Source organism: Paenibacillus sp. FSL H8-0282, from assembly GCF_037963825.1.
GTDB classification, from domain to species: Bacteria; Bacillota; Bacilli; order Paenibacillales; family Paenibacillaceae; genus Paenibacillus_AQ; species Paenibacillus_AQ odorifer.
Map to the genome: position 1 here is coordinate 3,395,097 of NZ_CP150146.1, position 22,895 is coordinate 3,417,991.

Consider the following 22,895-nt stretch of genomic DNA (forward strand, 5'->3'; position numbering starts at 1 on the left):
TGAAACGCAAAGAATTTGTATAGAAAACGCTTTCTATCCATTGTAAAATACAGGTTGAGGTGTAATTACAAAACAAGGATGGAAATCCCATGCGGATCAAATTTAATATTTTTCAGAAAATGTTAGTGTTGTTGCTGATTCTGCTAACTCCGGTCGTGGCGCTGTACTATTATTCTACCTCTAAGAGCATCAACGTCATACAGGAGGAGCTTATCAAAGCCAGCCTGAACCGGATGGAGCTTTTCGTGGCACAACTGGATGCCAGCATTGAGAAGTTCGACTTAGTCTCCGCACCTATGCTCGTTGACACGAACGTGCTGGAATACCTTTACAACCTCAACATGAGCGATTATTCCCTAATGAAGACAAGGCTGCTGATCCAAGAGAAGCTGTCACTGGCCAGCGCATCGGGCAACTGGCGCAATGACGTGACCGTCTATTTCCCGCAACGAGACGATAGTATTTCTTCTTCCCCCTCCTATGAATATGACCTTAAAGAGTTTGATAGCCGATTTTCGCTAGGGTGGAGCTACAGCGAAGATTTGGAGATTGGCTCCGGTTTTACTCGAACTTATGTCACTACGGGTTACAAACCAGCCCGTCCGGACGATCTGGATGTTGCCGTTCGCATTAACCTCTACAAGTGGAGCTTTGAAAATTTGCTTGATACCTACAAATCTGGTCACTCTGACAACCCGTTTTTTTACAAAGAAGGACATGCCATCATCGCCAGCCGATCCGCAGATGGGCCCAAGATGGACCAAATTATCGCGGAATTAGGCGACAGGATCAATAGCCGGGATTCAAGTTTTTTAATTCATTCCTTCGACGACAGGCCTTATCTGATTACCTATTATTATTCCAATATTCTTGAGTGGCATCTCGTCGATTCTGTTCCACTTAACCAGATTATCGGACCTATCAAGCAACAGAGGTTATTATTTGGAGCTTCTTCGATTATTTTGCTCCTATCCTGTATTACCGCCGCGTCTGCTTTGTACTGGAACGTACATCGACCTATCTTCCAACTTGTGCGTGCGGTGCAGCGGATTAAGGAGGGCGATTACGCGTACCGGCTACCGAAGAAATCAAACAATGAATTCACGTTCCTGATGCAGAACTTTAACGAGATGGCGACGCAGATCCAAGATCTCATCGAGAATGTCCTACAATCGCGTATCCTTGCGCGCGATGCCACGCTAAAACAGCTACAAGCACAGATCCATCCTCATTTTCTGTACAATTGTTTGGGTTTCATCATTAATATGACCAAAATGGGAAAGAATCGGGCAGTTATAGACATGGCGTATCATCTGGCCGACTATTACCGGTATACGACGCGAATGGATAATCAAGGAGTCAGCCTGGGTGAAGAACTGGCGTTCGTGCGCATTCACCTCGAGATTCTACGGCTTCGCAATGAGACACTGTCCTACAGCATCGAACTGCCTGAAGAGTTGGCGGAGCTGCGAATTCCCCGGCTTCTTATCCAACCAATCGTGGAGAATGCGATCGTGCATGGACTTGAGAACGTCGAATATCCAGGCCGGGTTGAAATTAGAGTTTACGTCAATGAAGACCAATTGCACTTGGAAGTGGAGGATAACGGAAAAGGATTAAATAAAGAACGGATGGACCAACTGCAAATGGAGCTTCATATTCCGGCCAGCGAATATGCAGGCTGCGGTCTTTGGAACGTATATCAAAGACTGCAAGGCAACTTCGGTTCAGACGCTCAAATTGAGTTTTGCCCGTCCAGACTGGGTGGTCTAAACGTGAGGCTGATTTGGAGACAGGGGATGAAAGAAGAAACGAAGGAGGAAGAGCATTGAATAGCCTGCTTGTAGTTGATGACGAGAAACATTATGCGGACAGTCTGGCAGATACGATTCCATGGGAGACACTTGGTATCTCCCGCGTTTGGAAGGCTTACAGCGCGAGCGAGGCACTTGCTCTGATAGACTCCTTCCCCATTGACATCCTTATGACGGATATCCGTATGCCACGCATGAACGGCTTGGAACTGATCGAACAGGCCAGGCTTCGTATTCCAGGGCTGAAGTGCCTGCTGCTCACAGGTTATGCGGACTTCGATTACGCCCGAAAAGCGATTGAGCTGCAAGCGCTCGATTACCTGATGAAGCCCGCGAAGGACGAGCAGCTACTTACGGCAATGGGCCGGATCATTAAGCAGCTTGAGCAGGAGCGATCAATCGAACAGGGCTTCCGTATCTACCGAGACAATAGTGCAGAACTGAAAGCAGGGTTGTTGCTCAAAGTGCTCAGCGGAAATCTGAATGGCAAGGCGCTTGCGGAGAAGTTAAAGCTGTTTGACCTCCCTCTTCCAATACCAGGTCATGTCTCGATGTGCCTTGTCCGGTTGGGTTCCCCTTTCGACGGACAAGATCTCTATTCGCAGTCACTGATCCGGTTCGCGGTAACAAACATGCTGGAAGAATTGCTGATGGACCGCTATGACTGCTGGTCGGCTGCGGATGATGAAGGAAACCTGCTCGCTCTGGTATACGACCTATCAGGAGCACCACCCGAACCGGAATGGGTGCTTGAGCGGATAGAGCGATTAAAGAAAGAAGTACAGCGTTTGCTTAAAGGTGAAATTTCTGTAGGAGAAACCGACTGTCTATTCCCGGAAGAACTGCAAGCTAGTTATATGACAGCTAAATCACGATTGGATAGTGACAGTTTTTCGGATGGGCAGGTGCCAGAGCGGAATGAAGAGGAAGCGCGTCTTATGCGCAAGCTCTATGAAACGCCTCTGCTGACACATCTTTTGGAAACGGAGCAATGGGAAGCGGCGGAAGCTAAGATCCGAGCGTTCGTGTCACCGCTTATGCATACAGGTTCACCTTACCTCATGCGCGACGTCTTTTTCTTTCTCTCCAATGCCTTCCAGTATATCGCGAATCGCAGTGGCAGGACGCTGGCCCAAATGCTCACTCCTGAGCAATCGGCTTTCGTAAAAGGAAAAGCAATGCTGCACGCGTCGCAGCTGGAAAGCTGGGCGCTCGACTTACTACGCACACTTCGCGATAAGCTAGGGGAGGAGACCGAGGACCACAGCCAGGTGATCGTCCGGAAGACGCAACTCTACATCCAGAAGGAGCTGGACAAGGACTTGTCACTTACTTTGCTGGCCAAACGCGTCTTCGTACATCCTAACCATCTGTCAAAAATCTTTAAGCAGTGTACAGGCACTACCGTATCCCAATATATTTACGAGCAGCGTATGCTCAAAGCCTGCGAGATGCTCAAGCATACAAATAATAAAATCTACCATATTGGTGAAAGCATTGGCTATCCCAATACTAACTGGTTTATTCGGAAATTCCGTGACTATTATCAGGTGACGCCGCAGGAATTCAGGGACAGATACCGATTGGGAATGGAGGGATTGGGCCGGTGAAGAAGCAAAAAAGAAAGGCCATCTTTCTATGGGCAGTTCTGAGCGGAGTGCTGCTAGTTTCCGGCTGTTTAAGTAGCACAGGGAAAACGGCACAGAACAGTACATCCAATGGGGAAAAGAAGCCGGTATGGGACTTTAAATACGATCCGCCTATAACGATCACAACAGGAATCGTAGACGAGAATCGGCCTAACGCATTCAAGCCAGATGAAAGCCTTACAGACAACGTGCATACCCGCTGGATGGAAGATAATCTGGGAATCGTCACGAAGTTTGATTGGATTGTCAGCAAGTTCGAAGATGCAGATACCAAAATTCGGCTCGCGCTGGCTGTGAATGGCAAGCTGCCGGACACCCTTAGCGCTGAAGGAGACATCCTGAAGTATCTGCTCAAAGCCGACAAGTTGCTTCCGCTGGATGATGCCATCGAGAAGTATGCTCATCCTAAGCTAAAAGAAGCGCTGGAGAAGTACGCTTATACCATGGCAGAAGTGACCAAAGACGGCAAGATATATGGACTTCCCCGTTTTAGTGCAGGAGATGAGGGAACGGTCATGTGGATCCGTAAGGATTGGCTTGAGAAACTGTCGTTGAACCCGCCTACGACGATAAGTGAGTTGGAGAACGTGCTGAAGGCATTTTCTGAACAAGATCCTAATGGGAATGGCGAAGATGACGAAGTTGGTCTAGCGGTTCCGCTGAAGGAAGGTCCCTGGAGCTGGATGGGGCAGACAGATGCGATTGCCGGAGCTTTTTCAAGGCAGATGATTAGCACGTCTGACATCAAACTGTTCTGGAATGAAGACGAGAAGGGCAGCTTGATCTTTGGCGCCGTACACCCGGATGCTAAGAAATACCTGGAAACGATGGCATCCTGGATGGCGAAGGGCTATATGGACAGGGATGCAGGCATGCAGGACCCGAGCCAAGCGTCCGAACTGGCGGTTAACGGAATGGCCGGTGTCATGTTCGGCCCGTTTTGGATGGGAGCCTGGCCGCTCGGCGATACAGTGAAGGTCGATCCCGAAGCGGCTTGGCAGGCTTACCCCCTTCCTGCCGGACCAGATGGGTTAAAGGGCAAGGCACAAAAGCCGTTGTACGGTATCTACACGGTGTTCAGCAAGGATTTCACGAATATGGAAGCCTGGTTCGCTTATTATAACAAGTTGCTTGCCAAAAATTTCGGCCCGGATGACCCGTACTTCGATCCCCGATTCGCACAAGGGTTTCACGAAGGTTACGATTATGTGATCATGAACGACAAGGTCATTACTGTCAATTTCGCCACTGAAGGCGTGCCAAATGATAAGTGGCCGCTTGCGGACGGGTCTTCAATGGATATGCGCTGGATGCTCTATCCGCTGACAGGTGGCGCTCCAGCCTTGCCTTATATGAATGCGGATGCAATCAGAAAATTATCTGAAAATTCGGAAGCCATAGTGACGACGCCGATCGAACAAGCTATTAAAGGTTTAAATTCAGCTCAACTTACGGCGGCTGGGGTGGCGATTGCCGAGCAGGGACTCGAAATCCCAAACCGATACCACGGACCTTTAACGGACGGGATGGAGAAACACGGAGTGTTCCTGCAGAAACTCGCAACGGAGAGTTATCTGAGCATCATTTATGGCGAGAAGCCGATCTCCTACTTTGATGAGTTCGTAGCCCAATTTTACAAGAATGGCGGCGACGTAATCACGAGAGAAGTAAATAATTGGTACATGGAAAACAAGCCATAATATTGTGGCTTGTTTTCTTCTATGTTCCTTTATTTCTTCTATATAACAGGATTAACTTCGTGAATTAAAATGATTTTATTAGAAAGCGTTTTCAATAAAAAGAGGTGATGGTATACGAAGTTAATCATAGAGTAACTCTCACTAACTAAGTGTAAACTTTCGAACTGATTTTTGTATGAAGCGGAGCGAAGCAGTTTATGCTCACAAAACTTTTTAGGAGGAGAGGTAATGAGGAAAAAAGCAAGCGTGTTTCTGGCATTAACTATGTTTGTGACTATCTTTTTTTCAAATCCGATCAAGACTAATGCGGCAACCCCCGAAGCGCCTGCAGGGTGGAGAGACTTACTAGATTACCAAATATTCAGTAATATATCCGACGGCTGGGCAGGAGATAGCGGGTTTGGATTGGAGACGGAGAACAGCAAGCTTCCCATTGATTCTACAGCAATGTACAATGGATTGCCTTCATTATTGTTGAATGCGAAGACGCCTACCAGTCCTTCCTGGTACAACGCTTTAATTACGGTTGCCGGCTGGAAAGCATATGACTTTACCTCTTATCATCCAAATGGATTCCTTGAGTTTAATATCAAAGGAAATGCGGGCGGAGAGTCCTTTTTACTGGGCTTCAAAGACCGGGTATTCGAAAGAGCTGCCGGCAATGAAATTACCACTACAGTAAACATTAACAACTACGTCAACATTACTACAAGTTGGACCCATGTGAAGATCCCGTTAAAGGATCTAATTCAGGTCTCCCAAGGAATTGATGTATCTTCCATAGATGCATTATCCATCAAGAATAATGGTTTTCAACCTTTAAAAGTGTGGCTTAATGACATTAGGGTTACGTCTCCCGATAAGGAGAAAGAGTACGCCCCCATCAAGGTCAATCAATTAGGGTATCCCGTAGATGGAGTGAAGCAAGCGCTTGTAACCGGTTTTGAGGATGTGCTCACGGTCGATGCAGGTACTACGTTTAACATTATTAACGCCACAAATAATTCGACAGCTTACTCCGGAACGCTTGTACTCACCAAAAATTATGATGCTATCGATAGCGGGGAGCGTATTTTTACCGCCGATTTCACAAATTTAACGATTCCGGGAAAATATTATGTTTCAGTGCAGGGTCTTCAGAATTCGCCCAAGTTCACTATCGGCGAAGCTAACGAAATCTATGAACCCTTTTTAAATGACGTAACAAGATACTTCTATTACCAGAGAACCGGGATTAATATTACCAGCCCATACACTCAAAATTATCAAAGAACAGATTTTACCCCTGACACCGCAGTGCCTTTAATGTCTAACCCTTCCATCAAAAAAGATGTTTCCAAGGGATGGTACGATGCGGGCGATAAAGGCAAGTACGTTAACGCAGGAGCCAAAGCCTTGTCGGATCTCTTCTGGGCCTATGAAATGATGCCGGAGAAATTTACAGACAATCAATTTAATATTCCTGAGAGCGGAAACGGCATTCCCGACATCCTGGATGAGGCAAGGTGGGAACTGGAATGGATGCTCAAAATGCAGGATGCTGCAACTGGCGGTTTCTATGCGCGAGTGACCTTTCAGGATGACGACAATATGGTAGACAGAGAAATTATCGATAAGGATACGGTAAGCTCGCGGACTGATATCAAAACGACCGCCGATACAGCTACCGCAGCCGGTGTATTGGCACATGCCTACTTAATTTATCAGAATATTGATCCGGCTTTTGCCCAAAGTTGCTTGGATGCGGCAATAGACGCATGGGGGTACCTGGAAGCACATCCGGAAAATATTCGGACGCCTAACACGGGCAGATGGCCTTACGATGTGACGGATGACGCTTCGAATCGTCTGTGGGCTGCAGGCTCCCTGTACCGATCGACCGGCGATGCCGAATACAATGATTATTTCCTGGCGAATTACACCGATATGGGAATATTTTTTGAGGATACCCTTGATTTCGCCAGTGGTTGGGCAAACACCTGGAATACAGGCTTCTTCAGTTATCTGAAAGCCGCTAATCCGGACTCCGGAGTCTTAAGCTGGTATTCGGATAAATTCCAGCAATGGTTCAATGACAAAGTGAGCAGATATAACGATAGCCCTTGGAAAAGCATCATAAAAGATGGTAACTACTATTGGGGAATCACCATGCAGGTTGCGGACACACCGATGGAAATGATCATCGGTACGAAGTTACTGGGAACTTTTGAGAGCAACCGCGCTATCATTAATGAGATTAACAATAGTCAGTTAGACTGGATTCTTGGCCAGAACCCGGTAGGCGTATCTTTTGTATCAGGTTACGGTGATAACAGCGTGAAATATCCGTTCAGCATCATGTATAGAACAGATGGATTACCTGGTGTACCTAAGGGATATCTTGTCGGAGGACCGAATAAATACTCCAACGACATAACCGTAGGAAACCAGATATCAAGATTTGCAGCCAAAAACTATACCGATAACTTCCAAGAATGGACTACAAATGAACATACTGTTTATTGGAATTCAGGGTTGGTATTCATTGCCGCATTCGCAACCGGAAATAGCAGCAACTCGACCATTAGTCCAACGACTGCTGCCTTTGATAAGAAAACAGCAAATCAAGCTGATATTCCGGTGACTCTAACGTTGAACGGCAACACGCTCACCGACATTAAGAACGGTACGACATCTCTCGTTGTGGACACGGACTATACCGTTTCGGGCAACACGGTCACTCTACACAAGAGCTATCTCGCGCAGCAGCCAATCGGCAAGGCGAACCTCACTTTCCTGTTTAACGCCGGTTCATCTGCTACGCTATCCGTTGCTGTGAACGATTCGTCGGTTATTAACTCGACGATCAGTCCGACGACCGCTGCCTTTGACAAGCAAATCGCGAATCAGACCGACATTCCGGTGACCTTGACGCTGAACGATAACACACTCATCGGCATTAATAATGGCACGACTGCCCTAGTTGCTGGTACGGACTACACCGTATCAGGCACGACAGTGACGATTCAGAAGGCATATCTGGCTGCCCAACCGGTGGGAACAACGACGCTGACGTTCAACTTTAGCGCAGGAGCAAGTGCGAATCTTGAGGTCTCCGTGGTCGATACCCCCACTGCCGAAAGTGGATCTATCAAAGTGCAGCAGTACAATTCTCCTGTTACGGCAACGAGCAATTCGTTGAGCCCTCGGATAAAGCTGAAGAACACCGGTACCACGGCCATCAATCTGTCCGACGTGAAGCTTCATTATTATTACACGATCGATGGGGAGAAGGACCAGAATTTCTGGTGCGATTGGTCCACTGTCGGCAGTAGCAACGTAACTGGCGCCTTCGTCAAGTTGCCGGCTCCTTTGACAGGAGCTGATCATTATCTGGAAATCGGCTTTACGAGCGGAGCCGGAAGTTTAGCAGCTGGAGCCAGCATTGAGCTTCAGATCCGCATGAACAAGACCGATTGGACGAACTATACGCAGACGGGAGATTACTCCTTCGATCCGACCGATTCGACTTACACCGATTGGAGCCATACAACTGGCTATATCGCAGGCGCTCTTCAGTGGGGAACAGAACCTCAATAAGTAACGTCACAATTGACGTTACGGCTCAATAGTGAAAACCTGAACTCCCCATTACCGCCTAAACAACGGTGTGGGGAGTGTGTAAGACAGTGAAAGGAGTGCAACAACTCTATTGAAAGCTATGCCGCTTCCTACAAATAGGAAACCAATACGTACTGTACGTAATTTTTCCATCGTGAAGAATCTTCGTACTTACTGGATGTTCTACGCAATGATGCTGCCGGGAATCGTTCTGCTTGTAATAAATAACTACATCCCTTTGTTCGGGATCGTTATTGCCTTTAAAACAATCAATTACCAGGACGGAATCCTGGGAAGCCCATGGACAGGGATGAAGAATTTCGAATATCTGTTTGCCTCGAAGGATTCGTACATCATCATTCGCAACACATTGCTTTATAATTCGCTGTTTATTGTATTGAACATGGCGCTTCCTCTAGGGTTCGCCTTGATGCTTAACGAGATGAAGAACCGCTTCCTCTCGAAGCTACACCAAACGATCATGTTCCTGCCATACTTCCTGTCGATGATCGTCATCTCGTACTTAGTGTATGGGTTCATGAGCGACGAGCGAGGATACTTCAACGGCACGTTGCTGCCGGCGCTTGGTCTTGATTCCGTACGCTGGTACTTCACGAAAGAAGTGTGGCCGATCGTTTTGCCGATCATTAACACGTGGAAAAACATGGGGTACTACACGGTTGTGTATATGGCAGCAATCATTGGTATCGACGAGGAGTACTACGAAGCCGCGACAATTGATGGGGCTAACAAGTGGCAGCAGATCAAGAAAATCACGATTCCCTTGATCATGCCTGTCCTCACGATTATGACTTTGCTGCAGGTTGGCCGGATCTTCAATGCCGACTTTGGTCTATTCTTCCAAGTGCCACGTGAATCGGGGGCATTGTTCCCTGTGACAAACGTTATCGATACCTATGTCTACCGCACCTTCCTGACCGTTGGGGATATCGGACTTTCCTCAGCAGCAGGCCTGTTCCAATCAGTCGTTGGTTTCATCTTGGTTTTTGTATCTAATTGGGTCGTTCGCCGCTTTAACCGCGAGAACGCGCTGTTCTAAGAGAGGAGCCCTTATGACCAATACAATGAGTAAATCCTTATCTGGGTCCAATCCAAAGAATCAGCTGTCGGGATGGGCGTCAACCCTCATCAACATCTTCTTTGTCATCTATTCGGCGCTCTGTATCCTACCGCTTTTGCTGATTCTTTCGGTATCGTTCTCCGATGAGCAGTCCGTTATGACACACGGATATCGATTTATGCCCGAAAATTTCAATCTGGCGGCCTATCGATTCCTAATGAAAGATATCAGTCAAATCGTTCATTCCTATGGAATCTCACTAACCGTCACGGTGATAGGTACGATACTAAGTGTCATCATAATAGCTCTGTATGCGTACCCCATTTCACGGAATAATTTTCCGCAGGCTAAGTATTTTACATTTTTTGTTTTTCTAACGATGCTGATTTCCGGCGGCTTAGTCCCTTGGTATTTGGTATATGTACAGATGCTGGAATTAAAAGATACACTTTGGGCACTGATCATGCCGCTGATCATGTCCGCATTCTGGGTACTGATCATGCGCACTTTCTTTAAGGAGACCGTACCTGAAGCTGTGCTGGAGTCAGCAAAAATAGATGGGGCAGGGGAGCTACGGATATTTATCCGAATTGTATTGCCATTATCTCTGCCGGTTCTGGCAACCGTTGCACTGTTCCAAACACTGACATACTGGAACGACTGGTTCCTAAGCCTAATGTTTATTACAGACAACCACAATATATCCGTGCAGTACTTTCTTTACAAGATGATGGTCAACATCCAGTACTTATCCAGTAACCCGAACGCGATGGCTGAAATTACCCGAGCTGGCGGAATGATCAACTTCCCAAGTGAAACCGTGCGTATGGCGATGGTGGTTGTAGGTGTTGGACCTATCGTATTTGCTTACCCGTTCTTCCAGAAATACTTTATCAGAGGCCTGACAGTAGGCTCCGTTAAAGGCTAAGATTGCCGATCACTTACGTGGGCACGGAAACGGCTAAAACCAGTATATGGTTTAGCATATCATTTTATTTTATGGGGGGATTACTTGAAAATGAAGGATACGAAAAGCAAGGCTTCACTGCTTCTCACACTGATGCTTATTTCAGCATTAGCCACTACGGCTTGCGGCAATTCAAACAACTCGAACAACGCTACACCAGATAATGCCGGAAAAGAAAGCGCCGCACCGAGCTCATCAGCGAACTCAACCACCGATAACACATCCAATGAGCCCTCGAAGCTGGAGCCTTATAAAATAAAGCTGGTCTACGAAGGAGCTCCACAGGCGGACGAGGCTATCGTCGAGGAAGCGCTGAACAAGATCTTGACCGAAAAAATCAACGCGACGGTAGATATCGCACCAATCGATTGGGGAGCATGGGATGATAAGACTAACCTCATCATCGCTTCTCGAGAGCCCGTAGACATTCTATTTACAGCCTCATGGAACGGGTATGCAAAGAACGTTGCCAAAGGTGCTTACTTAGATCTCGGTCCCTTGCTCGATCAGTATGGCCAGGGCATTAAGGATAGCTTAGATCCAGCTTTTCTCGATGGCTCCAAAATCGGCGGCAAAAATTATGCAGTCCCTACGAATAAAGAATTGGCATCGTCAGGGGGCATTGTGTACCGGAAGGATATCGCTGATGAACTCGGCATCGACATGAGTAAAGTGCAAAAAATCGAAGATTTAGATGCCGTTTATAAGATCGTTAAAGAGAAGAAGCCAACCATGTATCCGCTGTATACAACGGGTGGCACATTCGCCTCTCACTCTTTTGTGGAATTGGATTTTTTAGGTGATACGACGATACCTGGCGCTATCGATAAGAATGGCACGGAAGCGACAGTCAAACCGGCCGAAGAGTATCCACAATACTTAAATGCATTAAAAGTAACCCGTGATTTCTTCCAGAAGGGGTATCTTAACAAAGATGCGGCCACTTCCCAAACGTCATCCCTTGATGCTTATAAGACGGGCAATGTATTTTCCACTGTAGAGCCTCTTAAGCCAGGCAAAGCAGAAGAAATCGCATCCGCGACAGGACTTGATGGCAAGCTTGCACAAATTACTTTAACAGGTAAAACGGTCGCCACATCGGAGACTACCGGCGCCATGTTAGCCATCTCATCAACGTCTAAGAACCCGGAACGCGCCATGATGCTGATTAACCTGCTTCATACAGATCAAGAAATTATTAATCTGCTTAACTTCGGTATTGAAGGTACACACTTTACACTTAATGGTAATGTTATGACGCAGACGGAGAAGTCAGGACAGTACGCACCGGGCGTCGCTTGGGAGCTGGGAAATCAATTCCTGAACTATGTCTGGAGTTCGGAAGCTCCAGACAAGTGGGAGCAGTTCAAAAAGTTCAACGAAGGCGCTAAATCATCGCCGGCACTGGGCTTCACCTTTGACAGCGAGCCAGTCAAATCCGAAGTCGGAGCACTAGCAAACGTTCTAAGAGAATATCAAAAGATGCTTGAGACCGGCTCGGTTGATCTGGACAAAGAATTGCCGAAATTTATCGCCGCCCAAAAATCGGCTGGCCTAGATAAAGTCATTGCTGAAAAGCAAAAACAGCTTGATGAATTCCTTGCCAGTAGATGATATGTGTTCATAGCAAATAAAGGACCTACTCATTGTTCTGGATAAGAACAATGAGTAGGTCCTTTTGACTTTCGTTATATAATTCACAGTGTCAACTAGGCTTTAAGAGGCTTGGTCGAATTGGCTATTATAAAGCTCCGCATAAAAACCATTTTTGGCAAGTAGTTCTTCGTGGCTGCCGCTTTCCAGGATATCGCCTTCCTTCAGAACCAGAATCACATCGGCGTTCTTAATGGTTGAGAGTCTATGCGCAATAACAAAAGAGGTTCTTCCCTCCATGAGCTTATCCATTGCCTGCTGAATCAAGAGCTCTGTTCTTGTATCGACTGAGCTTGTAGCTTCATCGAGGATGAGCATTGGGGCATTTTTGAGCATCGCGCGGGCGATCGTAAGCTGTTGCTTTTGGCCTGTGGATAAATTAACTTTGTCATTTAGTATGGTATTATAACCGGCACTTAAGGTCTGAATGAAATGATGCAAGCCTACCGACTTACAAGCATCTTCAACTTCTTTATCGGTTACACCTGTTTTGTTGTACACCAGATTTTCCCTGATAGTGCCCTCAAAAAGCCAGGTGTCCTGCAAGACCATACAGAATAGATCATGGATGTTTTCTCTTGTTAAGCTGCTGATGGGGGTATCATCAATATAAATCTCTCCGCCCTTTAATTCATTAAACCGTATTAGAAGATTTATCAGTGTAGTTTTACCTGCGCCGGTAGGGCCGACTATAGCAATTTTTTGCCCAGGCTTAATCTCTGCAGAAAAATCTTTAATCACAAGTTTATCTGAATTTTCATAAGCAAATTGCACATGTTCAAAATCAACTTTGCCCACAGCAGTTTTAAGATGTCTTTCTTTATGACTTTCATTGTCCATTTCGTCAGCATCGAGGAACTCAAAGACACGTTTGCTTGCCGCGGAAGCCGATTGCAGACTTTGTGCGGCTTGAGCAATCTGAGAGAGCGGTTGTGTAAAGTAACGGACATACAGTATAAAGGCTACAATGACCCCAAAGGATATCGTTCCGTTCATAGCAAGCACAGCACCAACTACACAAACGGCCACAAAACCTAGATTGCCTATAAACATCATAATCGGCATCATAAGACCGGAGAGGAACTGCGCTTTAAATGCACTATCTTTAAGATTCATATTCAGGGATTCAAATGTATTGCGCATTTGCGATTCACCATTGTAGGCTTTCACTACAGTATGTCCTGTATATACTTCCTCCACATGGCCATTGATTTTCCCTAAGTATTCTTGCTGACTTTGAAAATACTTTTGGGATTTTTTCATAATTGCCGCTATGAGGCCAAAGCCAATGATAGTTGCAACAACCGCCGTAATAGTCATGATCACATTTGTTTTGAACATCATGATGATGGATCCCGTAAAGAGGGCAAGGGCAGTTACCAGTGTGCCGACGCTTTGGTTTAAAGCTTGCCCGATCGTATCCACATCGTTGGTAACCCGGGACAGGATGTCACCGGTTGTAGAATTATTATAATAAGAGATCGGAAGTTTGTTCATTTTGCGTGAGAGATCGGCTCTTAAGTTTTTGGAGACCTTTTGCGTAACTGCGGACATAATTAATCCTTGTACCAAAGATAACACAGCGCTAAGGATATAGATAAATACAAGGAAAAGGCCGATAGAAGTTACTGCTTCCATATCAATTCCGGTGACGAGGCCGGCCGTGATCAAGTCTGTCATCTCCGAAAGCTTATCCGGTCCAAGCAGAGTCAGAACCGTACCGATTGCTGCACTAATAATAGCTATAAGAACTACAGGGATATATTTTCTGCAATAGTGGAGAAGTTTGCTCCACGTGTTGAGTTGCTCTTTGCTTTTGTTCATTAAGCTAGCTCCTCCTTTGAAAGTTGTGAGTAAGCAATCTCTTGGTAGACATCACAGGTCTGCATCAATTCATCATGTGTTCCCATGCCTGCCATTCGTCCGGCTTCCAGTACAATGATTTTGTCTGCATCTTTGATTGTACCGATCCGTTGGGCAACGATTAGTATCGTTGTACCGCTGGATTTTTTCTTCAATTCACTTCGCAATTTGCGATCCGTCTTATAATCAAGCGCTGAGAAGGAATCGTCGAAGATTAATATTTCAGGACGACGGGCAATGGCTCGGGCAATGGAAAGACGTTGTTTTTGACCGCCAGACAAGTTCGTACCGCCTTGAGAGACATGAGCCTCGTAGCTTCCTTCCATCTTTTCAACAAAATCTGAAGCTTGAGAGGTGTAAATGGCATCAACAACATCAGAGGACAGATCACTGCCATTATCGCCAAAAGCAACATTAGAGCTCACCGTGCCGCCAAACAAAATCGCTTTCTGCGATACATATCCCATTTTATTGCGCAGTGCAGTTTGCTCATATTGGTTAACATTAATTCCATCCACCAACACTTCACCTGCTGTAGCATCATAAAAGTGAGGAATCAGGTTCACGACGGTACTTTTTCCGCATCCGGTTGAACCGATGAAGGCTACAGTTTCTCCTTTTTTCACCGTAAAGCTGATATCTTCAATAACGTATTCTTCTGCATCCGGATATTTAAAGCTGACATTTTTGAATTCGACCTCACCCAACCGATTTGCCTTGGAGGAAGTAAGTGATCCGTTCTCTAAGCTTGGCTTAGTATCCAGCACTTCATTGATTCTTTTAGCGGATACATGGGCACGAGGCATCAGGATAAAAATCATGATCAGCATCATGAATGCCATAACCACCTGCATCGCATAGGATGAGAAGACAATCATATCTGAAAATAAGCCCATCTTCGCCGTACCATTGGCATTTTGAATCAAAATAGCACCAATCCAATATATTGCGAGACTTAAACCGCTCATAATCAGAGAAATACTTGGCATCATCATGGACAGTACATTATTGGCGAATAAATTCGTTCGGGTAAGCTCGCTGTTGGCTACGCTAAATTTATCTTCCTGGTAACTTTCCGCATTATACGCACGAATGACACGAAGGCCGGTAAGATTCTCTCTTGCAACACGATTAAGATTATCAGTCAGTTGCTGCAATTTTTGGAATTTCGGAAGCACTAGCACGATCACTATGCCGACAATAAGAATCAATACCCCAATGGCGACACCGGTAGCAAGCGACCACTGCCAACTCTTGCCTGTAATTTTGAGCATTGCCCAAACGGCAAGGATGGGAGCCTTCACCAGCAGTTGCAGACCGATGACAATCAGCATTTGCACTTGTGTAATGTCATTTGTTGAACGGGTAATTAAACTAGCTGTAGAGAAGTTGTTGATTTCTTCCATAGAGAAAGACTGTACCTTATCAAACAATTTGGAGCGTAATCTTGAAGAGAAGTTGGCGGCAATTTTAGCGGCGATCCCTGCCACTATAATTGATGTGGCTAAGCTGCCGAGGGCACAGAGCAACATCCAGCCTCCGGCTGCAATGATTTCGCTCATTTCACTCCCTGGTATCTGTACAAGACGAGTAATCTCGCTCATATAACCGGGCAATTCCAGATCCAGCCATACCTGTGTGACAATGAATAGGATGCTGATACCGATTAGGGCCCATTCCTTCGGTTTTAAGTACTTAAGTATAGTTACCATACATCTGACTCCTTTATGTGGCGTTGCTTAAATGATAACGAAAGAAGATAAACTGAAAGTTAACTTTTCTGAAAAATAAAAAAAACCTGAAAGAACGATGAGGTTCTCCAGGGCTCGCACTACATTCCAATCGGAATCGTAACTGTAAATGTGGTTCCTTGTAATGGAATGCTTTCGCAAGAAATGGTTCCATGGTGTAGATGAATGATTTTTTTAACAATTGCTAATCCAAGTCCATTGCCTGCAGTCGAGTGGGAAGTATCCTGCTGATAAAATTTATCGAATATCTTGGGAAGAGCCTCAGGATGAATACCGCTTCCGCAGTCATGAACTAGAATCACCAGGTTATCCTCGTTTTTCTTCATCTTAACTTCAATTTCACCATGCTCAGGAGTGAATTTGATCGCGTTATCCAATAAATTTAACCAAACTTGATTTAAAAGCTCTTTATTGCCGGAGAGTTCATAATCCTGAATATTAACATTCAGCTTCAGGTGCTTCTTCTCAAATTTGGCAGCCAGTAAAAGCACAGACTGGCGAATTTGTTCCCCAACATTAAACCGCATTTTGTTTGTCAGAATCTTTTGCGTCTCAACCTGCGTCAGCTCCAGTACATTCGAAGCAAGGGAGGCAAGTCTGGTCGATTCCTCAATGACAATATCTAGATATTCATCACGTTCTTCTTTAGTAAGATCATCATTCTTTAAGACTTCAGCAAACCCTTTAATAGATACAATCGGTGTTTTGAATTCATGGGAAAAATTGTTTACAAAATCAGTTCGCAGAATTTCGATACCCCCAAGCTCTTCAGCCATACGGTTAAAGTTCTCTGATAGAATTTCAAACTCTGGCGGGCTTTTGAGCTGGAGCCGCATGGAGAAGTCACCACTGGCAAGACGCTCTGTGGCCTCTATAAATATCCGGATGGATTTTACCATTTTCCGGCTTGTGATGGCTGATATCGTGGTACCGATAATTGTACAAGCGATTAATACCATTATGGGTAGTACGAATCCATCCTGGGCAAGCTCTTCGTTCAACAAACCAAAAACCTGTGCGAGAAAGAAGAGTAGTCCTGTAATCACAACGGTAATAAGAAAGATGAAAAATATGATAAGAGAAAAATAGATGGGAAGGCTGATTCTGTTGCTGAGCTTGTTACTTATTTTGCTCACTGGCTTCGCACCGCCTTGTATCCAAGACCTCTGACGGAAACCAGTTCAAACTCTGGATAAGCGTCAAACCGTTTCCGCAGGCGATTGATGTGCACATTAACGGTTGTATCCGTACTTTCACTTTCCATGCCCCATATCTCGTCCATAAGCTGGATGCGCGTGAAAATCCGTTCAGGATAGGACAACAACTTATACAACAAATAGAATTCTTTTTGCGGAAGCGTTTGTTTCTCGTCCTCCCGGGTTACTGTCAATGCGTCATAATCAAGGATCACTTTACCCACTACTAATTTACGGGCACTTGCGATTTGCGAACGGCGAAGCAGCGCTTGGATTCTGAGCAGCATTTCTTCGGTATCAATGGGTTTGGTCATATAATCATCAGTTCCAATCCGGAACCCCTTTTTCTTATCTTCAGGCAGCTGTTTTGCTGTAGCCATAAGAATGGGGACCAAGCTATCGGCATCTCTTACTTCCTTGGCGAATTCATAACCATCCATATTAGGCATCATGATATCCAGAATGATTAGATCAATATGCTGTGAATCAAGGACCTCCAAAGCTTTAACTCCGTCTTCAGCAGTTACAACATCATATCCTTCGCGTTTCAGAACAGCTTCAAGAAGTCTTCTTACATGCTTATCATCTTCAACTACGAGTATGTTAATCATTACTGTTCACTCCAATAGTAGGTTTGTATCCATTATTACCTGTTAGGATTTTGTTTTAAAGGGAGCAGAATCAATATTTATCTAATCTTAAGATTTGGTTTTAAATCCTTGTAGTCGCCATAAAGTAACTCATACATAGGGAGGTTTCAATGAAATGAGAGGAATAGGCAATGATTTAATACTATTATGATATCTGTTTTGTGAAAAACTGTTGCATACTAAAATAGTACCCAAACTAATTTAGCTGGATTAACGTGCTGAAAATAATGCAGACTACGTCGAGCGTTGAACTTTGACTGAACTTCATGCGAAAGGAAGATCACAGATGCAAATGCGTAAATTAGGAAATAGTGGCTTGGAAGTTTCGGCAATAGGGTTTGGCTGTATGGGAATGGATCATGCCTATGGAAAGCCAGCAGATCGTAATGAAATGGTTAAATTAATTCGCAGAGCAGTTGAACTAGGATGTAATTTCTTTGATACTGCTGCTTTTTATGGAGATTCCAATGAGGAATTAGTAGGCGAAGCCCTTGCACCACTAAGAGATCAAGTTGTGATTGCAACTAAATTTGGAATTTTAGGACAAGAAGCTGTAGACGGTCAACCTCAACTTATTTTGAATAGCACACCAGATTCTATTCGTGAACAAATAGAAGGCTCATTAAAAAGGTTGAAGGTCAATTGCATTGATTTATATTATCAGCACCGAGTGGATCCGAATGTCGAACCTGAAGCTGTCGCAGAAACAATGAAAGATTTAATAGCTGAAGGGAAGATTAAAACATGGGGAGTCTCTAATGCACCGATTGATTATATGAAACGAGCACATGCTGTATGTTCGATTACTGCAACCCAAAATCAGTACTCCATGATGTGGCGTGAACCGGAAAAAGAGTTGTTTGAGCTTTGTGAAGAGTTAGGAATTGCTTTTATCGCTTACAGTCCATTAGGAAATGGTTTCTTAAGTGGTAAATATACCAAGGAAACCAAATATGATGAAGGTGACTATCGAAGTTTCATGGGAAGATTCAAACCTGATGTGATTGATCATAATCAAGTGTTATTAGATTTAATTACTCAAGTTGCAAAAAGCAAAAATGCAACACCAGCTCAAGTCGTACTCGCGTGGGAATTAGCTCAAAAACCATATATCATTCCAATTCCAGGCACTACAAAATTAAACAGATTAGAAGAAAACCTATATGGAGCTGATCTCAAATTAACAAAAGAAGATGTAGATAGTCTAAATGAAGCTTTGTCAAAACTGGATATTGATAGTTCACACTTTTAAATAGAGCTATATCATCAACTAATAGGAGGATTTTTTATGCAAAAAGTTATTTTGAACAATGGTGTTGAAATGCCGATACTTGGTTTTGGGGTTTTTCAAATTCATGATGAAGCTGAATGTGAACAAGCTGTTTACGATGCGATCATGTCAGGTTATCGACTGATAGATACCGCAGCCTCATACCTAAACGAAGAAGCGGTGGGAAGAGCCCTCAAACGGAGTGGAGTACCAAGAGAGGATCTATTTATTACTACGAAATTATGGGTTCAAGATACAGGATACGAACGTACAAAGGAAGCATTTGAAAAATCCCTTTCAAGATTGCAACTTGATTATTTGGATTTGTATTTAATTCATCAGCCATTTGGCGATGTGCATGGTTCTTGGCGGGCGCTGGAGGAATTGTACCGTGAAGGAAAAATAAGAGCGATTGGCGTAAGTAACTTCCAGAACGATCGTCTGATTGATTTGATTATTCATAATGAAGTAACACCTGCCGTTAATCAAGTTGAGACACATCCATTCTGCCAACAAATTGAAAGTGCTGCATTCATGAAAGAAAACAATGTTCAGATTGAATCATGGGGTCCATTTGCTGAAGGTAAAAACAACATGTTCCAGAACGAAGTTTTAGTATCAATAGCTCAAAAATATAATAAATCTGTTGCCCAAGTGGTTTTACGCTGGTTGACGCAAAGAGGAGTTGTTGTGATTCCAAAGTCTGTCCGGAAAGAAAGAATAATTGAAAACTTTAATATCTTTGACTTTGAATTAAACTCAGAGGATATAGAACAAATTGCGCTGTTAGACACAAAAGAGAGCTTGTTCTTTTCACATAGAGATCCTGTAATGGTAAAAGCGTTAAGTACCAGGAAGCTGGATATCTAATTTTCTTAGGATCTTGTTGGTTTTTATAAATGATGGGTTAACCATAATTAAGGGGTTAACCCATCTTTTATTTATATGAACACCCCTAGCCTTGAACAGTTCATTCTAATGAATAAAGGCAGCTAAAGTTTGTAAATATCGCATTATAATCTTGATCTTCTCCAGTGGCGTACAAACCAATAAGCACACCTGTGAATCCTCCGGCTATTTCAGAGGATAGATATTTGGTTTGCGCAGCTCCGAGTAAGATCTCAGTACCGTCTACCTGGATATAAAAATGATAATGCGTTGGACTGCTTTTGACAACTAATGAAGCATGGTTGCACTGACCTATATTTTTTGTTTTTTCAATGGATTTGATATCTCCGATATTCAGCCGTTCGATAATCTCATAACCCTCTGGATGTTTACGCAAGGCCAAGTCATAATGGTGATTTTCGTCCATGTAAAGTGTAATTCCGGCTTCACCATTCGTAAGGCTGACTTGGCAGGAAATAATTGCGTTAAAATCTTTTTGACGTATACCAATAAATGTCGGAGTAGCCGGGATATCTAACGTAACTGCTGTTCCTTTAAGCTTTATTTTATCAGCTTCTAACCGATAATTTTCTGTAACCGGGTGACGCAGGTAACACCAGTCCAAATTCCAATCTGTGTTCTCGAACGTAAAGACTCTTTTCTCCTGCTGAATGACTGTGTCCGCAATACGATCAGTCTCGAAACTTATAAGTGTGGTACCTTCATGACCTGCTGTAAACCATCCATCCTCGCCAAAGGTAATCGGAGTTAGAAAAACCTCGCGCCCCAAATGGTGATAGGTGAGATACTGGCCAGTCTGCCGGAATCCAAGATGTAACAGCCACCAATCCCCCTCATGGTCTTGTACCAAATCTCCATGTCCAACTCCCTGAAGCTCGTAACCGCCTAAATTTCGATTAGTCAATACGGGATTATGCGGATAGGCTTCGAATGGACCAGCAGGAGAATTGCCCCTTGCATAAGTAACCATATGCCCATATTCGGTTCCACCCTCAGCAGCTAGCAGATAGTATTGTCCATTAATTTTGTATAAATGAGGACTCTCCAAATAACGCCCACCGGATCCTTGCCAGATTGAACGGCTTGGCGACAGCTTCTGCCCAGTTTCAATTTCAATTTCACATTGGACAATACCATTAACTCCGTAATCGTCTGTCCCATTACTCATGAAATACGTTTTGCCGTCTTCAAAATACAAATCCGGATCAATACCGCCTTGATCTACATTAATCGGATCAGACCATTCGCCGTAAATATTGTCAGTCCAGACATAGAAGTTCTGGCGCAGAGTGTCATTAGTGGTCGTCATGTAGAATCGTCCATTATTGTACCGCAGGGTGGGGGCGAATACACCACCGGAGCTGTCCACAGTATCCAGTTGAATCTGGTTCTTTCGGGTTAAGCAATGACCGATTTGGGTCCAATTAATTAAATCTTTGCTTTCAAAAATCGGAACACCGGGAAAATACTGAAAGGAACTGCAGACCAAATAATAAGTGTCTTCAACTTTACATGCGCTGGGATCAGGATAAAACCCTTTGATGACCGGGTTATTGTATTTCATTTCTCCACCTCATTAATAAATTCATATAAATAAGAATTCAATATATTTAACTACTAAGAAAATTAAACACTATTGCTTATAGGTTTTCAATGAATCGGGGTTGAAGATGTACGTTATATTTATTAAATTAATATATATGTAATTTCAATAAGCACAGGTCAGGTGATTATGATGATGATCAAAGCAAACGGCGAAGCAAAATTCATGGCGTTATATGAAGCGCTGGCAAGCGAAGTCAGATGGAGGATTATGAGCCTCATTGCAGATAATGAAATGAATGTGAAGGAGATCGCGGCTAAGTTAGAGCTTAGCCCTTCCATAGTTACTATGCATATCCGAAAGCTCGAACAAGCTGGACTTACAGGAAGTCACAGGATACGCCTAAACGGAGGAACACACAAAATGTGCTTCCTTAAACAAAAAAGAGTTGAAATCGAACTCCCCACTGCCACTCAAACTCCGAGGATCAGAGAGCAGACCATTTCAGTCGGTCATTATACCTCGTTTGATGTCCATCCTACATGTGGTCTTGGGACACAAGAGAAAGAGATTGGGGTTTGGGACGATCCCCGCTATTTTCTCGATCCCGAGCGGGTCAACGCCGGCATTTTGTGGTTTGGGAGAGGTTACGTAGAGTACAAAACGCCTAACTACTTACTTCCCGGTCAAATGCCCGAGGCCATCGAGATTTCAATGGAAATTGCTTCTGAAGCGCCAGGCTTGAAAGACCATTGGCCTTCGGATATTGAGTTCTTTTTTAACGGTGTGAAGCTTGGAACTTGGACCAGTCCGGCAGACTTTGGAAGAGCGGCACGAGGCATATATACTCCGGATTGGTGGCATCGGAATGTAAATCAATACGGGTTATTGAAGACGCTCCGCATTGACACTTCGGGCACATTTATTGATGAAGAAAGGATGTCGGACATTACTGTCGCAGATATTTTGCTACGGGAACAATTCTGGACGCTTCGGTTCGCAGTTGACGAGAAGGCTGTTAATGTTGGTGGTTTGACACTTTATGGGGCTGGATTCGGTAACCATGACCAAGATATTTTAATTCGTGTGTACCTAGGAACGATGACCTAATGAAGCAGGATAGTTCAGTTATAGTTGTTTTCTCCATCCAGTTTATCAGCTGGAACTGGTAAACTATCCATATATTGAAGAAGTTGAGAGGAGAGATATTCTGAATTATAACGAGGTTATTAAAATCGCTGATACACAC

Annotated in this window: 15 protein-coding genes; 10 read left to right on the top strand and 5 right to left on the bottom strand. The window is 44.3% G+C overall.

All coding sequences use genetic code 11. The features are described from left to right. The first annotated feature begins 89 nt into the window (after nucleotides 1-89). From NST94_RS14890 to NST94_RS14920, 7 genes are all read left to right on the top strand, one after another. Complete coding sequence (locus tag NST94_RS14890) at nucleotides 90-1,832, top strand: histidine kinase (protein ID WP_076130600.1); 1,743 nt, start codon at nucleotides 90-92, stop codon at nucleotides 1,830-1,832. Then, nucleotides 1,829-3,424: a response regulator gene (locus NST94_RS14895; RefSeq protein ID WP_076130601.1), complete on the top strand. Its 1,596-nt coding sequence runs from the start codon at nucleotides 1,829-1,831 to the stop codon at nucleotides 3,422-3,424. The genes NST94_RS14890 and NST94_RS14895 overlap by 4 nt, the downstream gene beginning before the upstream one ends. After that, nucleotides 3,421-5,163 (top strand): extracellular solute-binding protein, encoded by a 1,743-nt coding sequence (locus NST94_RS14900; protein WP_076130602.1) that lies wholly within the window; start codon nucleotides 3,421-3,423, stop codon nucleotides 5,161-5,163. Before NST94_RS14895 ends, NST94_RS14900 begins: the two co-directional genes overlap by 4 nt. A 228-nt stretch (nucleotides 5,164-5,391) precedes the next feature. Then, nucleotides 5,392-8,742: a glycoside hydrolase family 9 protein gene (locus tag NST94_RS14905; protein WP_339282115.1), complete on the top strand. Its 3,351-nt coding sequence runs from the start codon at nucleotides 5,392-5,394 to the stop codon at nucleotides 8,740-8,742. A 175-nt stretch (nucleotides 8,743-8,917) separates the two neighbouring features. Next, nucleotides 8,918-9,823, top strand: a complete 906-nt coding sequence (locus tag NST94_RS14910; RefSeq protein ID WP_305953568.1) for an ABC transporter permease subunit — start codon at nucleotides 8,918-8,920, stop codon at nucleotides 9,821-9,823. A gap of 13 nt (nucleotides 9,824-9,836) precedes the next feature. Continuing rightward, nucleotides 9,837-10,772, top strand: a complete 936-nt coding sequence (locus NST94_RS14915; RefSeq protein ID WP_081383287.1) for a carbohydrate ABC transporter permease — start codon at nucleotides 9,837-9,839, stop codon at nucleotides 10,770-10,772. 90 nt (nucleotides 10,773-10,862) lie between these two features. Next, complete coding sequence (locus NST94_RS14920; RefSeq protein WP_076130604.1) at nucleotides 10,863-12,425, top strand: ABC transporter substrate-binding protein; 1,563 nt, start codon at nucleotides 10,863-10,865, stop codon at nucleotides 12,423-12,425. A 102-nt stretch (nucleotides 12,426-12,527) separates the two neighbouring features. On the opposite strand, the gene NST94_RS14925 is transcribed toward NST94_RS14920, so the two are convergent. The 4 genes from NST94_RS14925 to NST94_RS14940 form a co-directional block, all read right to left on the bottom strand. Then, nucleotides 12,528-14,288, bottom strand: a complete 1,761-nt coding sequence (locus NST94_RS14925; protein ID WP_036677200.1) for an ABC transporter ATP-binding protein — start codon at nucleotides 14,286-14,288, stop codon at nucleotides 12,528-12,530. Next, entirely contained in the window at nucleotides 14,288-16,039 is a 1,752-nt protein-coding gene (locus NST94_RS14930) for an ABC transporter ATP-binding protein (RefSeq protein ID WP_339281029.1), read from the bottom strand. Before NST94_RS14930 ends, NST94_RS14925 begins: the two co-directional genes overlap by 1 nt. Before the next feature lie 119 nt (nucleotides 16,040-16,158). Then, a complete protein-coding gene (locus NST94_RS14935; protein WP_081383288.1) occupies nucleotides 16,159-17,214 on the bottom strand; it encodes a HAMP domain-containing sensor histidine kinase in 1,056 nt (351 codons plus the stop codon). Next, complete coding sequence (locus NST94_RS14940) at nucleotides 17,211-17,885, bottom strand: response regulator transcription factor (protein WP_036677195.1); 675 nt, start codon at nucleotides 17,883-17,885, stop codon at nucleotides 17,211-17,213. The genes NST94_RS14935 and NST94_RS14940 overlap by 4 nt, the downstream gene beginning before the upstream one ends. Nucleotides 17,886-18,210: 325 nt before the next feature. Here NST94_RS14940 and NST94_RS14945 point away from each other — a divergent pair, with 325 nt between their 5' ends. Both NST94_RS14945 and NST94_RS14950 read left to right on the top strand, forming a co-directional pair. Continuing rightward, nucleotides 18,211-19,176 (top strand): aldo/keto reductase, encoded by a 966-nt coding sequence (locus NST94_RS14945; RefSeq protein ID WP_339281030.1) that lies wholly within the window; start codon nucleotides 18,211-18,213, stop codon nucleotides 19,174-19,176. 36 nt (nucleotides 19,177-19,212) lie between these two features. Next, nucleotides 19,213-20,064 carry an aldo/keto reductase gene (locus tag NST94_RS14950; protein ID WP_076281834.1) on the top strand — a complete coding sequence of 284 codons (852 nt, stop codon included), beginning with the start codon at nucleotides 19,213-19,215 and terminating at the stop codon, nucleotides 20,062-20,064. 100 nt (nucleotides 20,065-20,164) lie between these two features. Here NST94_RS14950 and NST94_RS14955 read toward each other — a convergent pair whose 3' ends face one another. Next, nucleotides 20,165-21,667 carry a glycoside hydrolase family 43 protein gene (locus NST94_RS14955; protein WP_339281031.1) on the bottom strand — a complete coding sequence of 501 codons (1,503 nt, stop codon included), beginning with the start codon at nucleotides 21,665-21,667 and terminating at the stop codon, nucleotides 20,165-20,167. Between the two features lie 174 nt (nucleotides 21,668-21,841). Here NST94_RS14955 and NST94_RS14960 point away from each other — a divergent pair, with 174 nt between their 5' ends. Continuing rightward, nucleotides 21,842-22,756, top strand: a complete 915-nt coding sequence (locus NST94_RS14960) for an ArsR family transcriptional regulator (protein ID WP_339282147.1) — start codon at nucleotides 21,842-21,844, stop codon at nucleotides 22,754-22,756. Nucleotides 22,757-22,895 lie beyond the last annotated feature (139 nt).

Bases quoted from the DNA above. Each gene is read 5' to 3' on its own strand.
- NST94_RS14890 (WP_076130600.1), top strand. From the start codon at position 90: ATGCGGATCAAATTTAATATTTTTCAGAAAATGTTAGTGTTGTTGCTG.
- NST94_RS14905 (WP_339282115.1), top strand. From the start codon at position 5,392: ATGAGGAAAAAAGCAAGCGTGTTTCTGGCATTAACTATGTTTGTGACT.
- NST94_RS14915 (WP_081383287.1), top strand. From the start codon at position 9,837: ATGACCAATACAATGAGTAAATCCTTATCTGGGTCCAATCCAAAGAAT.
- NST94_RS14920 (WP_076130604.1), top strand. From the start codon at position 10,863: ATGAAGGATACGAAAAGCAAGGCTTCACTGCTTCTCACACTGATGCTT.
- NST94_RS14925 (WP_036677200.1), bottom strand. From the start codon at position 14,288: ATGAACAAAAGCAAAGAGCAACTCAACACGTGGAGCAAACTTCTCCAC.
- NST94_RS14930 (WP_339281029.1), bottom strand. From the start codon at position 16,039: ATGGTAACTATACTTAAGTACTTAAAACCGAAGGAATGGGCCCTAATC.
- NST94_RS14940 (WP_036677195.1), bottom strand. From the start codon at position 17,885: ATGATTAACATACTCGTAGTTGAAGATGATAAGCATGTAAGAAGACTT.
- NST94_RS14945 (WP_339281030.1), top strand. From the start codon at position 18,211: ATGCAAATGCGTAAATTAGGAAATAGTGGCTTGGAAGTTTCGGCAATA.
- NST94_RS14950 (WP_076281834.1), top strand. From the start codon at position 19,213: ATGCAAAAAGTTATTTTGAACAATGGTGTTGAAATGCCGATACTTGGT.
- NST94_RS14955 (WP_339281031.1), bottom strand. From the start codon at position 21,667: ATGAAATACAATAACCCGGTCATCAAAGGGTTTTATCCTGATCCCAGC.
- NST94_RS14960 (WP_339282147.1), top strand. From the start codon at position 21,842: ATGATCAAAGCAAACGGCGAAGCAAAATTCATGGCGTTATATGAAGCG.